This window comes from Carnobacterium sp. (genome assembly GCF_040274425.1).
In genome coordinates, this window is the sequence record NZ_JBEMBC010000006.1 from 33905 (window position 1) to 46048 (window position 12144).

The following is a 12144-nucleotide window of genomic DNA, read 5'->3' on the forward strand; positions in this document are numbered from 1 at the left end:
AAGACATTCTAACGAATGTCTTTTTTTGTTAGTCCTCGAATATCACTGTCTCATAGGATAATTGATCTTCTTTTAATGTAATCGTTACTTTGGATTTTGGTGGGATCTCTCCAGAAATAATCCCTTTAGCCAAAGGTGTTTCTACTTCTTTAGTAATAAATCTCTTCAACGGTCTTGCACCATACATTGGGTCGTAAGCTTTTTCTGCTATCCATATTTGTGCCTCTTCTGAAATAGTCAGTTCAATATCTTGTTCTGCTAGACGTTCTGACAAATTTTGTACTAATTTGAGAACGATCTTCTTCACAACCTGTATGCTAAGTGGTGCAAATAAAATCGTATCATCGATTCGATTTAAGAACTCTGGTTTAAAGGATGTTTTTAACAATGACATCACCTGTTCTTTCGTCGCTTCTTTTATTTGCCCTTGTTCATCCGTACCTTCCAACAATAGACCAGAACCAATGTTACTTGTCATGATTAAAACCGTATTTTTGAAGTCGACCATTCTGCCTTTAGAATCAGTTAAGCGTCCATCATCTAATACTTGTAACAAAATATTAAATACATCCGGATGAGCTTTTTCGATTTCATCTAACAAGACAATAGTATAAGGACTTCTTCTTACTGCTTCGGTCAATTGCCCTCCTTCATCATATCCAACATAACCTGGAGGCGCTCCTATCAATCTTGAAACAGTATGTTTTTCCATATACTCGCTCATATCGATCCGCACCATATGATCTTGTGAGTCAAATAAGTTTTCGGCTAAAGCTTTAGCCAATTCAGTTTTCCCTACCCCAGTAGGCCCTAGAAACAGAAATGAACCTAGTGGACGATTAGGATCTTGGATACCAGCTCGAGCTCGGATAACTGCATCTGATACACTTTGTACCGCTTCATCTTGACCGATGACGCGTTCACTTAATGACGTATCTAAGTACATCAATTTTTCGCGTTCTCCCTTAACTAACTTGCTAACAGGAATACCCGTCATTCGACCAATAACGACGGCAATTTCTTCATCCGTTACCGATTCTTGTACAAGTCTGATTGAATTGCCTTGGGCAGCTAGTTGTTCCTCTTCTAGCATTTTCAGTTCTTTTTCTAAAGCAGGAATTTGTCCATGTCTTAAAACAGCTGCACGTTCTAAGTCATAGTTGCTTTCAGCTTCTTCTAACTCATGACGGGCTTTTTCAATTTCAGCACGTTTGTTACGCAATTTAGCGACTTCTTCTTTTTCAGTTTCCCATTTCATTTTCAACTGATTGGCTTCTTCACGTAGATTAGACAATTCTTCTTGGATGATCTCTAATCTTCGGATGCTAGCATCATCTTTCTCTTTTTTCAACGCTGCTTCTTCGATTTCCAGCTGCATCAAACGACGCGAAACTTGATCCAATTCAGTAGGTCGTGAATTCATTTCCACTCGAATCGTTGCACAAGCTTCATCTATCAAATCGATGGCTTTATCCGGTAAAAAGCGATCCGTAATGTAACGGTTGGATAACGTTGCAGCAGCAACTAAAGCATTGTCATGAATATTTACACTGTGGTGAATTTCAAACCGTTCTTTTAACCCTCTTAAAATACTGATGGTCTCTTCTACTGTTGGCTCATCAACAAGTACTTTCTGGAAGCGTCTTTCCAGCGCTTTATCCGTTTCCATGTATTTCCGGTATTCATCTAGTGTCGTTGCGCCAATACAATGCAATTCGCCACGAGCTAACATAGGCTTCAATAGATTTCCTGCATCCATGCTGCCTTCTGTTTTACCGGCACCTACAATAGTGTGGATCTCATCAATAAATAAGATGATTTGTCCTTCACTTTTTTTCACTTCTTTTAAGACTGCTTTTAACCGCTCTTCAAATTCACCCCGGTATTTAGCTCCCGCGATCAATGCGCCCATATCTAATGAAAAAATAGTTTTTCCTTTTAAATTTTCGGGAACATCTTTTCGAACGATCCGTTGAGCCAAACCTTCTACTATCGCCGTTTTACCGACACCAGGTTCTCCAATCAGTACAGGATTATTCTTTGTTTTACGAGATAAAATACGAATCACATCACGAATTTCATCATCTCTTCCAATAACCGGATCTTGATCTCCACTTCTTACTGCTTTAACCAAATCTGTTCCATATTTTTCAAGTGCTTGATAGGTTTCTTCTTGATTTTGTGAGGTCACGCGATCTCCTCCTCTTATCTTTTCAATTTCAGCTTTTAATGCTTTTTCAGTTAATCCATTTTTGGTTAAATATTTTGTTAAACTATGGTTCTTCAATTTCATAAGCGCTAGCAAAACGATTTCGGTTGAAAGGAAATCATCTTGAAATTCAGCCCTCAGCGCATCTGCTTCAGTTAGCAACCGATATAAATTTTGACTCATTCCTTGTCCATATTGAACATTTGAGCCTTCCACAGTTGGGTAGTTGTCTAATTCTTGGTCTACAAAAAATTCAAAATCATCTGTATCGATTCCGAGAGATTGATAAAGTCCACGTGCAAAATGATCAGGAGTCAAAAATACTTTCCATAAATGGAGAAGATCAATTTCTTGATGTTTTCTCGTTACGGCAATACTTTGAGCTTCACCAAGGGTTTGCTGCATCGTAGTGGTCATTTTTTCTATATCCATTGGAACCCCTCCTTGATTTTTTCTAATTTTATTATATTCAATTAGTCAGTAAAGGTCAAACTAAAATGATTGAATTTTTAAATTTTTTGGACTTATAGGATCAGAACTTACTTTCAGCTGTTATTAGAGTAAACTTTTTTTATCTAACGCCTAACGCAATTCTTGCATAACGGCTCATTCTGCTAGTATCCCAAGCAGGATACCAGACTAACTTAACCTCAGTTGAAGTAATTTCAGGGATTGATTGCATAGCTGTCATAATATCATTAGTAATAGTATCTGCTAATGGACAACCCATTGTAGTTAACGTTAACTTTATCACACAGTGATTTTCATCTATCAATTCAATAGCGTAAACTAATCCTAGATTGACGATGTCAATGTTCAGTTCTGGATCTATAACTTGTTCCAAAGCTGTCATTATGCGTCCTTTAAGCTCTTCTATACGATCTTCACTAGTTGGTTCCATTGGGTAACCACCTTCTCATTTTTGACTTTATTTTACCTCTTATCAGAGGCAAAGTAAATCATTTCAACGAGAGATTGTGATTTTTTTATAAATGTTTGTTGAAATATTCAGCTGTTTCAACCGAAATCATATAAGGGACATGATGACCATGTCCTTCTGTCGTTGTAAAACTCATATGTTGTCCATAATCTTGATCTTTAATTTTTTTATAAAAATCAAAAGTGGGTTGATAAGGCACTAAATCATCATCTTCATCATGCCAGAAGTGAACAAATTTGCCATCAATTTTTTCAGGTTGTAAATCGAGTGAAATAGCTTTTAACGATTCAATAGCAGGAGCAAATTGTTCTGACTCAAAATCGATTTCTACCCCTTGTTGCCATTTTGAGGTCAATAACCATTTAGAAAATGGAATCGGTGCAGGACTTCCCATCAAGACAACCGCTGTTTTTATCCAAGGATATTGCGTCAATAAAGCTGAAGTTGTTACGCCGCCCATAGAAAGGCCAGACACACCGATGCGACTAGGATCTGTTAATCCCGCTTTTACATAATGGTCGATGATGGATGGAAATTCCACTAGACTATGTTGGACAACATCCCAAAATTCCATGCTTCTTTCGTTTACTGGTGCTCCTTGACTTCTTTCTCCATGTAAATAAGCTTCAGGAATTAATACTCTAAATCCTTTTTTGGCGATTTCATACCCATGGACTAAAGAGCTTTCTTTAAAATTTGTCCATCCATGATAAAAAACAACAGTTGGTAAAGTTTCATTTATACTTTCTGTTGAAACAACTTCTAATATAGGGATACCATTCACATTCTCCTGTTTTACCGTTATCATCTATCTAACCTCTTTCTATATTTATTCTTATAGACTTTGTGGTACACTATTCGTAAAGGTTCTATGCGATAAGTGTAGCATAAAAGAAACATAGAAGCTTTTATAAAGACAAATGAAGAATAGTCGGAGGATTTTGATGAATAAAAAATTAATTGCTCTTGATTTAGATGGCACTACATTGAACAATCGTTCGGAAATTTCAGTAAGAACACAAAATGTTCTCACAACTTTAAGAAATGCGGGTCACCTTGTTTCAATCGTAACCGGCAGACCTTATAGAAACAGCAAACAGTTTTATACTCAATTAGGTATGGAAACGCCCATGGTTAACTTTAACGGAGCGTTGTGTCATTTGCCAGACCAATTAAATTGGGAATCACAATACCACAAAACATTAGATCGTGAAATTGCCTTAGATATGCTAACGTTAAAAAAAGAGTTAGATATCCACTTAATTGCAGCTGAACTCAGAGATACGGTTTTTGCGGATAACTATTTCGTTCCTTATAGTGATTTCTTTCCAGAAGGAAAAAAAGGCGCTTCAAAACTAACATCTTCTAGTTTAAAAGAAGACCCTACTGCTGTTTGTGTATTTACAGATAAAGAAAATCAAGCGTATATCATTGAAAAAATCTCAGCTCGTTATGGCGATTCAGTCGAAATTCGAACTTGGGGCGGACAAACGCCTTGTTTAGAAATCGTAGCAGCAGGTGTACAAAAAGCATTAGGTGTCGAACGCATTGCTCAAGTATATGGTATCAAACAAAAAGATATTATTGCTTTTGGGGATGAAGACAATGATTATGAAATGATTCAATATGCAGGACATGGCGTAGTAATGAAAAATGGAATCGATACTTTAAAACACATTTCAAATGATGTAACGGAAAAAACCAATAATGAAGAAGGCTTGGCTCATTATTTAGAAAATTACTTTAAATTAGTCTAGTTTCTTCCTTTAATTAAACGTGAAAAAAGACAAGGAGTCATTCATTAGGAATGGTTCCTTGTCTTACTTTATTTCTTTAATTGAGATTCCTTTTGTCGATCAGAACTCCAAAACTCACCTAACACTTTATTCGTTTCCATAAAATTAACAAACGCTGAAGCATCAGCTTCCCTGACCGCTTGTTCGAGTTCATACATTTCATAACGAGTGATAACCACCATTAAAATAGAACGATCCATTCCTGAATATGCCCCTTTGGCAGGAATAATAGTGATGCCTCTGATTAATTTTTCATGGATACCTTTTACTAAAGCATCCGGTTCATTGGTCACGATCATGGCCGTAACTTTTTGATGACTAGTATGGATCGTATCAATCACTTTAGTCATGACGTAAATCGATACCAATGTGTACAACGCATATTCCCATCCGTATAAAAAACCAGCTGACGAAACAATCAACAAATTCATGGCAAATGTTAAGGTGCCAATTGATCTCCCCGTTGTTTTAGCTAGCACCATTGAAATAATATCCATTCCACCAGTTGAAAAACCGTATTTCAAAGCAAATCCAATTCCGGCTCCACTGATAATACCTCCAAATAAAGCATTCATCATAGGATCAGTCGTTAATGGATTAACCGGCAAGAGAATGATGAAAAATGAAATTAAGATAGAGGTTAAAAAACTATATAATGTAAAGTTTTTCCCTACTTTAAACCACCCAAGTATTGCGATTGGGATATTAAATACGAGAATCAGGATACCTGTATCAATGACAATTCCTGAACTGCTTCCAAGAATATCTGCTAATAATTGCGATACTCCATTAATCCCAGATGCATAAATATTAGAGGGAATTAAAAAGTTATTCATAGCTATTGCATTTGTAATGGCTGCAAAAAAGATAAAAAAGATTTTTTTTGTGTGTTCGATCCAAAAATTTGGTGTTTTTAATTTTGTCATTTGGCAACCCCCTACTTACTTAATCAAACAAGGATAACAAGTTTTTCTTTATAAGGAAAGCAAAAAATACTTTTATTCATTACGCTCTCATTTGTATCCGTTTCCTTCTCCTACACACGTCTTTGTGGTACAATTTAAGAGCACAATGTAGAAGGAGGAAAGAATTATGGCAAAAGAAGCAAGTTTTGATATCGTTTCAGAAATGAATATGGAAGAGATAAAAAATTCCATTCAGTTGGCAACAAAAGAGATCGCCAATCGTTTTGATTTTAAAGGCTCCATCAGCGAGATCAAATTAGAAAAAGAAAAATTGGTTTTAGTTTCAGATGACGACTTCAAATTAGAGCAAGTAAAAGACGTATTGTCTAATAAATTGGTTAAAAGAGGCGTTCCTACCAGAAATCTCCACTATTCTTCAACTGAAAAAGCTTTTGGAGGAAATGTGCGCCAATTCGCTGACTTAGTTAATGGAATTGATAAAGAACACGCAAAAACGATTACTCAATTGATTAAAAAATCTGGTATTAAAGTTAAAACTCAGATACAAGACGATCAAATACGAGTAACCGGTAAAAATCGTGATGATCTGCAACAAGTTATTGCTCTATTAAGAGATACAGATCTCCCAATTGATTTGCAATTTATCAATTACAGATAGTTCGACACTTTTTTAGTGAGTAAAATGCAAAAGACCTTCAAATATGAACTTGAAGGTCTTTTTAGCGTTTTTATTTAAAATTGTTCAACCGCTGTTACAGAAACTGTCTGGCTTCCTACCAACAATTTAGATACCGGACAACGATTTTCAGCTTCTTTCACGATTTCTTCGCTTTCTTCAAAGGGTAGCCCCTCAATTTTTGCAAAAGCTTCTACATTAAAGAAAAATCCGATTCCATTGGGTTCACGCATATAGTCAACATGAACTTCAACGCGGCTTTCATTCTCTTTTCCTCTGGCTTTCAACAAGGATTGAATCGTAGCATTGAGGCACGTACTAAAAGATAATCCAAGTAATTCTTCGGGATTTGTGCCTTCCTCATCACTTAAGGGACTGGACAGTTTAACATTCAATCCGCCATTTTTTACAAATGCTTGACCATTCACGCCTGTTTCGTTGACTATCTCAGCATGAAATAACGGTTTGCGGTCTTTCATGAAATCCCTACTCTCTTATTCATGATAACGATTCTACTAAAATTATTTTTTCCCTACAGCTTCTTCTATTTTAGGAAGGATACTTTTAGCAATCGTGGATCCTACGATCATCATTTCATAAGCTGCTCTTACATCTTCTGTTGTCCGTGAAAGAAGTCTCATATAAATTTCCCCATCTCCAGCAAGACAAACACGATAATAACCTGTTTTCATTTCATTTAATTCATTTAAAACTTCTAACACTTTTTGTTTTGCATCAAAATTCGTTACATAAGCTAGTTTATGGTACACAATTTGAAAATCAATGATGCCTTCTTCTTTATTATCAAAAACAACCCCAAATGGCAAAGCTTGCTGATCATTCAGTTTAAATTTACCATTATACAAAATTTGTCCATTTTTTATTTCTTTCTTAGCTAAAGGCACATGTTTTGCCTTCAAGATGGCTTCAAAGTTTACTAATGCTTTATTCACTCTACAATACCCCACTTTTTTAAGTTCTAATCGCTTTTTCATTTTCAATTATAACGTACTCTATTCATAATTAACAGCGTATTTAAGAAAACAAAAAAAGTTCTAACTCAGGAGAGTTAGAACTTAAAAAAATCATCTTAACGACGGATTTCTTTAATACGAGCTGCTTTACCGTGTAATGCACGTAAGTAATACAATTTAGCACGACGTACTTTACCAAAGCGAACAACTTCGATTTGAGCAACACGTGGTGAGTGTAATGGGAATGTACGTTCAACGCCGATTCCATTAGAAATTTTACGAACTGTGTAAGTTTCGCTAACTCCAGCACCACGGCGTTTGATTACAACACCTTCAAATAATTGGATACGTTCTCTAGTACCCTCAACGATTTTAGCATGAACACGTACAGTATCTCCTGGACGGAAAGCTGGGATGTCTTCACGTAATTGTTCGTTAGTGATTGATTCAATTAAATTACTCATTATGTTTTTCTCCTTCCAACAAACCTTCATATATCACATATGGATACAGCGGAACATCGTTTTAATGGCAGGCTTTACCCGCTCACCAAATAATTCTAACATAAGCACTAAAGGGTGTAAAGTAAATTTCCTTATTTCTCAGAAAAAACTCTGATAAACTTGGTTTCTTTATTCTTTAGAAGCTTCTTTTTCCATTTTTAGTTCTTCTAAATATTTTTGTTGTTCAGCTGTTAATAAAACTTTTTCAAGCATATCCGGACGTCTTTCCATTGTACGTCTGATGGATTCTTTGTCTTGCCACTCTTTTATTTTTTTATGATTTCCGCTAATGATCACATCAGGAACTTTCATACCACGATACTCAGCTGGTCTAGTATATTGTGGATGTTCCAATAATCCAGTGGAATGAGAGTCCGTTTTAGCTGATTGATCGTTTCCTAAAACTTCTGGTAACAAACGTACCGTTGCGTCGATCATCACCATGGCGCCTAGTTCTCCACCGGTTAAAACATAATCCCCTAGCGAAATTTCATCCGTTACCAATGACCGAATTCGTTCATCATAACCTTCATAATGACCACAAATAAATACTAGATGTTCTTCTTCTGCCAGTTCTTCCGCTACCGCTTGAGTAAACGGAACACCAGCAGGATCTAATAAGATCACTCGCTTTTTAGTATCAGGCGCCTGTTCATTGATTGCATCTATGGCAGCAAAAATAGGCTGCGCTTTTAATAACATTCCTGCACCGCCGCCATACGGATAATCATCTACATTCTGGTGCTTATTATCTGTATAGTCTCTAAAATTCATCACATTTACTTGTAGTAGGTCTTTATCAATTGCTTTTCCAATAATGGATTCGGTCAATGGTCCTTGAAACATTCGTGGAAACAATGTTAAAACATCAATTTTCATTAATCATCTAGCCCTTCCATCATATGAATCGTTACCATTTGATTTTCTAAATCAACCTCTAATACGACCTCTTCAATATATGGAATCAGTAGATCTTTCTTTTTCGGACGTTCAATTACCCATACGTCATTAGCACCTGGAGACATTACTTCGCTGATTTTCCCAATGATATTTTTTTCTTCATCTTGTACAGTCAATCCTACTATTTGATGCAAATAGAATTCATTTTTTGGCAATTCTGTTAAGCGATCTTCACTAACTTTCAATATGCCATCACGGTATTTTTCTACATCATTGATATTTGGGTGGTTTTCAAAAGATAGGATATCAAAATTCTTGTGTTTACGATGGCTTGCAACAGTTAAATCCGTTACTAACTTGCCATCTTGAAATAAGGATAACGTAGACCCTTTTTTGTATCTTTCTTCAGGAAAGTCAGTTTTTGAAATAACTCGAACTTCCCCTTTTATCCCTTGTGTGTTAACAATTTTCCCTACATTATACAATGTTTTCATTGCGTTCCCTCATTTACAATTAATTTTTTCATTTAAGTATCTATTCAGCTGGATGTCTAATAAAATCATTTATAAAAAAAGAAACCATCTCTTATTGAAGAAATGATTTCTTTTCCGGAATTTAGCTATTGGCAATTGTCAATCTTACGCGTTTGGGTCCAAGAACTCTAACACTGTAAACAATTGTACGAATAGCTTTTGCTACGCGACCTTTTTTTCCAATTACTCGTCCAACATCTTCAGGATGAACAGACAATTGATAATCTAAAAACTCTTCAGTTTCTACTAAAGCAATTGCCAAATCATCCGGATGACTTACAAGAGGACTCACAACTGTAAGAATTAAATCTTTTATGTCAGCCATAGAAAACATCCTTTTATTTAGTGTTTTTTGATTCATGGAATTTTTTCATAATGCCTTCTTTTGAAAGGATGTTACGAATTGTATCAGAAGGTTGAGCACCATTAGCTAACCATTTTAATACTGCTTCTTCGTCCACTTTTACTTCTGCTGGATCAACAACTGGGTTGTATGTTCCTACAGTTTCGATGAAACGTCCATCACGTGGAGAACGTGAATCTGCAACTACGATACGGTAAAAAGGATTTCTTTTTGATCCCATGCGTTTTAAACGAATTTTTACTGCCATATTTCTTACACCTCCATTAACTATCTCACAATAAGTAGTTTACCAGTTTATTTATAGCTTGTAAAGTGTTTTTTCTTTACAGCTTGTTTTTTTTTTATAAAGTAGTTATTTGCTATTTCAAGATATTATTTGCGACTTTTTTTATTCTTTTTCTTCATTTTTTTCTTATTCTTACGAACCATAGAATTCATAGCCATTTTTCCAAGTTTGCCTTTTGCACCTTGTCCAAATAAATTTTCCATACCGTTCATATTTCCTTTAGACATTTGACTCATCATTTTTTTCGATTCATTAAATTGCTTGATCAATCGATTTACTTCAGCTATTGGACGAGCTGATCCTCGAGCAATTCTACGACGTCGGCTTTGAGATAAAAGATCAGGATTTTCTCTTTCTTGCGGTGTCATAGATAAAACAATAGCTTTCATTCGGGCAGTATCTTTTGGATCGATTTGAAGTTTATCTAATCCAGGAACATTGCTCATACCTGGAATCATTTTTAAAATATCTTCCATCGGCCCCATATTGCTGACTTGATCCATTTGTTCAATGAAATCATTGAAGTCAAAACTATTTTCACGTAATTTTGTCATCATTTCTTCTGATTTCTTTTCGTCAAAATCTTCTTGAGCTTTTTCAATCAGCGTTAACATATCTCCCATACCTAAAATACGGTTGGCCATACGCTCTGGATAGAATGGTTCTAAAGCATCTAATTTTTCACCAGAACCTGTAAATTTGATAGGTTTACCAGTAACAGCACGGATAGAAAGGGCTGCTCCTCCACGAGTGTCTCCATCTAATTTCGTTAAGATGACACCGGTGATATCTAATTGCTCATTAAATGATGAAGCAACATTTGCAGCTTCTTGTCCAGTCATTGCATCAACAACTAAGAAAATTTCTGTTGGCTGTGTCGTTTCTTTAATATCGCTTAACTCTTGCATCAATGTTTCATCAATTTGCAAACGACCAGCAGTATCGATCAACACGAAATCTAAGTGTTCTGCTTTTGCTTTTTCGATCCCTTGTCTTGCAATTTCAACAGGACTGACTTGATCTCCCATAGAGAAAACAGGAACATCCAACTGCTTACCAATGGTTTCTAATTGTTGAATTGCTGCTGGACGATAAATATCGGCAGCAACCAATAGAGGCCGTTTGTTTTGATTTTTACGCAAATAGCTAGCTAATTTACCAGCTGTAGTCGTTTTACCTGCCCCTTGCAAACCAACCATCATGACAACTGTAGGTGCTTTAGGTGCCGTTTGAATCGTGGCTTGTTCTCCACCCATCAACTCGGTCAATTCTTCATTAACAATTTTAATTACTTGTTGTCCAGGAGAAAGGCTGTCCAATACTTCAGAACCTACTGCACGAGCACTCACCGTTTTAACAAAATCTTTTACAACTTTAAAGTTAACGTCAGCTTCTAATAAGGCTAAACGTACTTCTCTCATCATTTCTTTTACATCAGCTTCTGATACTTTCCCTTTGCGACGCATTTTCGTCATCGCATTTTGGAGACGTTCAGTTAAACCTTCAAATGCCATTCTACTTCACCATTCCTTTATTTCTCATCTCTGTCTTTTTTTAATAACTCAATAAACTGTTCTAATACCTCATCTTTTGGATAGTGACTTTTAATGTAACTTGACATATCCTCTATGACGGCCTTTGTTGTATTGAAATCTTCCAATAAGTGTAGCTTTTTTTCATACTCGATTAAGCTATTTTCAGTTCGCCTGATGTTATCGTAAATTGCTTGACGACTAACTTCAAATTCTTCTGCAATTTCACCCAGAGAAAAATCATCTGCATAATATAATTGCATATAACTTTTTTGTTTGTCGGTCAATAAAGAGCCATAGAAATCGAACAAGGCGTTCATTTGATTTGTTTTTTCAATTTCCAATCGTAACCCTTCTTTCTTTGCTTAACAACTGTCAAGGAAAACACGTTTACACACCTTAATAGCGTACCTGTTTTTGCCTAAATAATCAATAGTTTGTCTTGTTTTTACAAACATTTCTTTAATCCATTTAGTCGTTTTCACTATTTCTAATTACTGAGTTA

At 35.7% G+C, this 12144-nt stretch carries 15 protein-coding genes; 2 read left to right on the forward strand and 13 right to left on the reverse strand.

From position 1 onward, the window contains the following. Nucleotides 1-28: 28 nt before the first annotated feature. From clpB to ABS911_RS02280, 3 genes are all read right to left on the reverse strand, one after another. Entirely contained in the window at nucleotides 29-2641 is a 2613-nt protein-coding gene (gene clpB / locus ABS911_RS02270) for an ATP-dependent chaperone ClpB (protein WP_350466103.1), read from the reverse strand. Between the two features lie 139 nt (nucleotides 2642-2780). Continuing rightward, entirely contained in the window at nucleotides 2781-3110 is a 330-nt protein-coding gene (locus tag ABS911_RS02275) for a metal-sulfur cluster assembly factor (protein ID WP_350466104.1), read from the reverse strand. Nucleotides 3111-3195: 85 nt separating this feature from the next. Then, nucleotides 3196-3957: a prolyl oligopeptidase family serine peptidase gene (locus ABS911_RS02280; RefSeq protein ID WP_350466105.1), complete on the reverse strand. Its 762-nt coding sequence runs from the start codon at nucleotides 3955-3957 to the stop codon at nucleotides 3196-3198. A 136-nt stretch (nucleotides 3958-4093) separates the two neighbouring features. Here ABS911_RS02280 and ABS911_RS02285 point away from each other — a divergent pair, with 136 nt between their 5' ends. Continuing rightward, entirely contained in the window at nucleotides 4094-4906 is an 813-nt protein-coding gene (locus ABS911_RS02285) for a Cof-type HAD-IIB family hydrolase (RefSeq protein ID WP_350466106.1), read from the forward strand. Between the two features lie 68 nt (nucleotides 4907-4974). On the opposite strand, the gene ABS911_RS02290 is transcribed toward ABS911_RS02285, so the two are convergent. Beyond that, complete coding sequence (locus ABS911_RS02290) at nucleotides 4975-5871, reverse strand: YitT family protein (RefSeq protein WP_350466107.1); 897 nt, start codon at nucleotides 5869-5871, stop codon at nucleotides 4975-4977. Between the two features lie 166 nt (nucleotides 5872-6037). Between ABS911_RS02290 and ABS911_RS02295 the strand changes: the two genes are divergently transcribed. After that, complete coding sequence (locus ABS911_RS02295; RefSeq protein ID WP_350466108.1) at nucleotides 6038-6529, forward strand: YajQ family cyclic di-GMP-binding protein; 492 nt, start codon at nucleotides 6038-6040, stop codon at nucleotides 6527-6529. A gap of 74 nt (nucleotides 6530-6603) precedes the next feature. Here the strand turns inward: ABS911_RS02295 and ABS911_RS02300 are convergent, their stop codons facing one another. From ABS911_RS02300 to ABS911_RS02340, 9 genes are all read right to left on the reverse strand, one after another. Next, nucleotides 6604-7026, reverse strand: a complete 423-nt coding sequence (locus ABS911_RS02300; RefSeq protein WP_350466109.1) for an OsmC family protein — start codon at nucleotides 7024-7026, stop codon at nucleotides 6604-6606. Nucleotides 7027-7068: 42 nt separating this feature from the next. Beyond that, nucleotides 7069-7500 (reverse strand): hypothetical protein, encoded by a 432-nt coding sequence (locus ABS911_RS02305; RefSeq protein WP_035022582.1) that lies wholly within the window; start codon nucleotides 7498-7500, stop codon nucleotides 7069-7071. A gap of 137 nt (nucleotides 7501-7637) precedes the next feature. After that, on the reverse strand, nucleotides 7638-7985 hold the full coding sequence (rplS, locus tag ABS911_RS02310) for a 50S ribosomal protein L19 (protein ID WP_013710634.1): 348 nt from the start codon (nucleotides 7983-7985) through the stop codon (nucleotides 7638-7640). Nucleotides 7986-8153: 168 nt separating this feature from the next. Next, nucleotides 8154-8903 carry a tRNA (guanosine(37)-N1)-methyltransferase TrmD gene (gene trmD / locus ABS911_RS02315; RefSeq protein WP_350466110.1) on the reverse strand — a complete coding sequence of 250 codons (750 nt, stop codon included), beginning with the start codon at nucleotides 8901-8903 and terminating at the stop codon, nucleotides 8154-8156. Then, on the reverse strand, nucleotides 8903-9418 hold the full coding sequence (gene rimM, locus ABS911_RS02320; protein ID WP_350466111.1) for a ribosome maturation factor RimM: 516 nt from the start codon (nucleotides 9416-9418) through the stop codon (nucleotides 8903-8905). Before rimM ends, trmD begins: the two co-directional genes overlap by 1 nt. 121 nt (nucleotides 9419-9539) lie before the next feature. Further along, entirely contained in the window at nucleotides 9540-9782 is a 243-nt protein-coding gene (gene khpA / locus ABS911_RS02325) for an RNA-binding protein KhpA (RefSeq protein ID WP_350466112.1), read from the reverse strand. 13 nt (nucleotides 9783-9795) lie between these two features. Beyond that, nucleotides 9796-10068 (reverse strand): 30S ribosomal protein S16, encoded by a 273-nt coding sequence (rpsP, locus tag ABS911_RS02330; RefSeq protein WP_023177665.1) that lies wholly within the window; start codon nucleotides 10066-10068, stop codon nucleotides 9796-9798. Nucleotides 10069-10193: 125 nt separating this feature from the next. Then, nucleotides 10194-11621 (reverse strand): signal recognition particle protein, encoded by a 1428-nt coding sequence (gene ffh / locus ABS911_RS02335; protein WP_350466113.1) that lies wholly within the window; start codon nucleotides 11619-11621, stop codon nucleotides 10194-10196. Nucleotides 11622-11638: 17 nt separating this feature from the next. Continuing rightward, nucleotides 11639-11983 (reverse strand): putative DNA-binding protein, encoded by a 345-nt coding sequence (locus tag ABS911_RS02340; RefSeq protein ID WP_089974827.1) that lies wholly within the window; start codon nucleotides 11981-11983, stop codon nucleotides 11639-11641. Nucleotides 11984-12144: the final 161 nt, after the last annotated feature.

What these genes read in the sequence shown, in the direction of transcription:
- clpB (WP_350466103.1), bottom strand. Translation starts at nt 2,641, where the DNA reads ATGGATATAGAAAAAATGACCACTACGATGCAGCAAACCCTTGGTGAA.
- ABS911_RS02275 (WP_350466104.1), bottom strand. Translation starts at nt 3,110, where the DNA reads ATGGAACCAACTAGTGAAGATCGTATAGAAGAGCTTAAAGGACGCATA.
- ABS911_RS02280 (WP_350466105.1), bottom strand. Translation starts at nt 3,957, where the DNA reads ATGATAACGGTAAAACAGGAGAATGTGAATGGTATCCCTATATTAGAA.
- ABS911_RS02285 (WP_350466106.1), top strand. Translation starts at nt 4,094, where the DNA reads ATGAATAAAAAATTAATTGCTCTTGATTTAGATGGCACTACATTGAAC.
- ABS911_RS02290 (WP_350466107.1), bottom strand. Translation starts at nt 5,871, where the DNA reads ATGACAAAATTAAAAACACCAAATTTTTGGATCGAACACACAAAAAAA.
- ABS911_RS02295 (WP_350466108.1), top strand. Translation starts at nt 6,038, where the DNA reads ATGGCAAAAGAAGCAAGTTTTGATATCGTTTCAGAAATGAATATGGAA.
- ABS911_RS02300 (WP_350466109.1), bottom strand. Translation starts at nt 7,026, where the DNA reads ATGAAAGACCGCAAACCGTTATTTCATGCTGAGATAGTCAACGAAACA.
- rplS (WP_013710634.1), bottom strand. Translation starts at nt 7,985, where the DNA reads ATGAGTAATTTAATTGAATCAATCACTAACGAACAATTACGTGAAGAC.
- trmD (WP_350466110.1), bottom strand. Translation starts at nt 8,903, where the DNA reads ATGAAAATTGATGTTTTAACATTGTTTCCACGAATGTTTCAAGGACCA.
- rimM (WP_350466111.1), bottom strand. Translation starts at nt 9,418, where the DNA reads ATGAAAACATTGTATAATGTAGGGAAAATTGTTAACACACAAGGGATA.
- khpA (WP_350466112.1), bottom strand. Translation starts at nt 9,782, where the DNA reads ATGGCTGACATAAAAGATTTAATTCTTACAGTTGTGAGTCCTCTTGTA.
- rpsP (WP_023177665.1), bottom strand. Translation starts at nt 10,068, where the DNA reads ATGGCAGTAAAAATTCGTTTAAAACGCATGGGATCAAAAAGAAATCCT.
- ffh (WP_350466113.1), bottom strand. Translation starts at nt 11,621, where the DNA reads ATGGCATTTGAAGGTTTAACTGAACGTCTCCAAAATGCGATGACGAAA.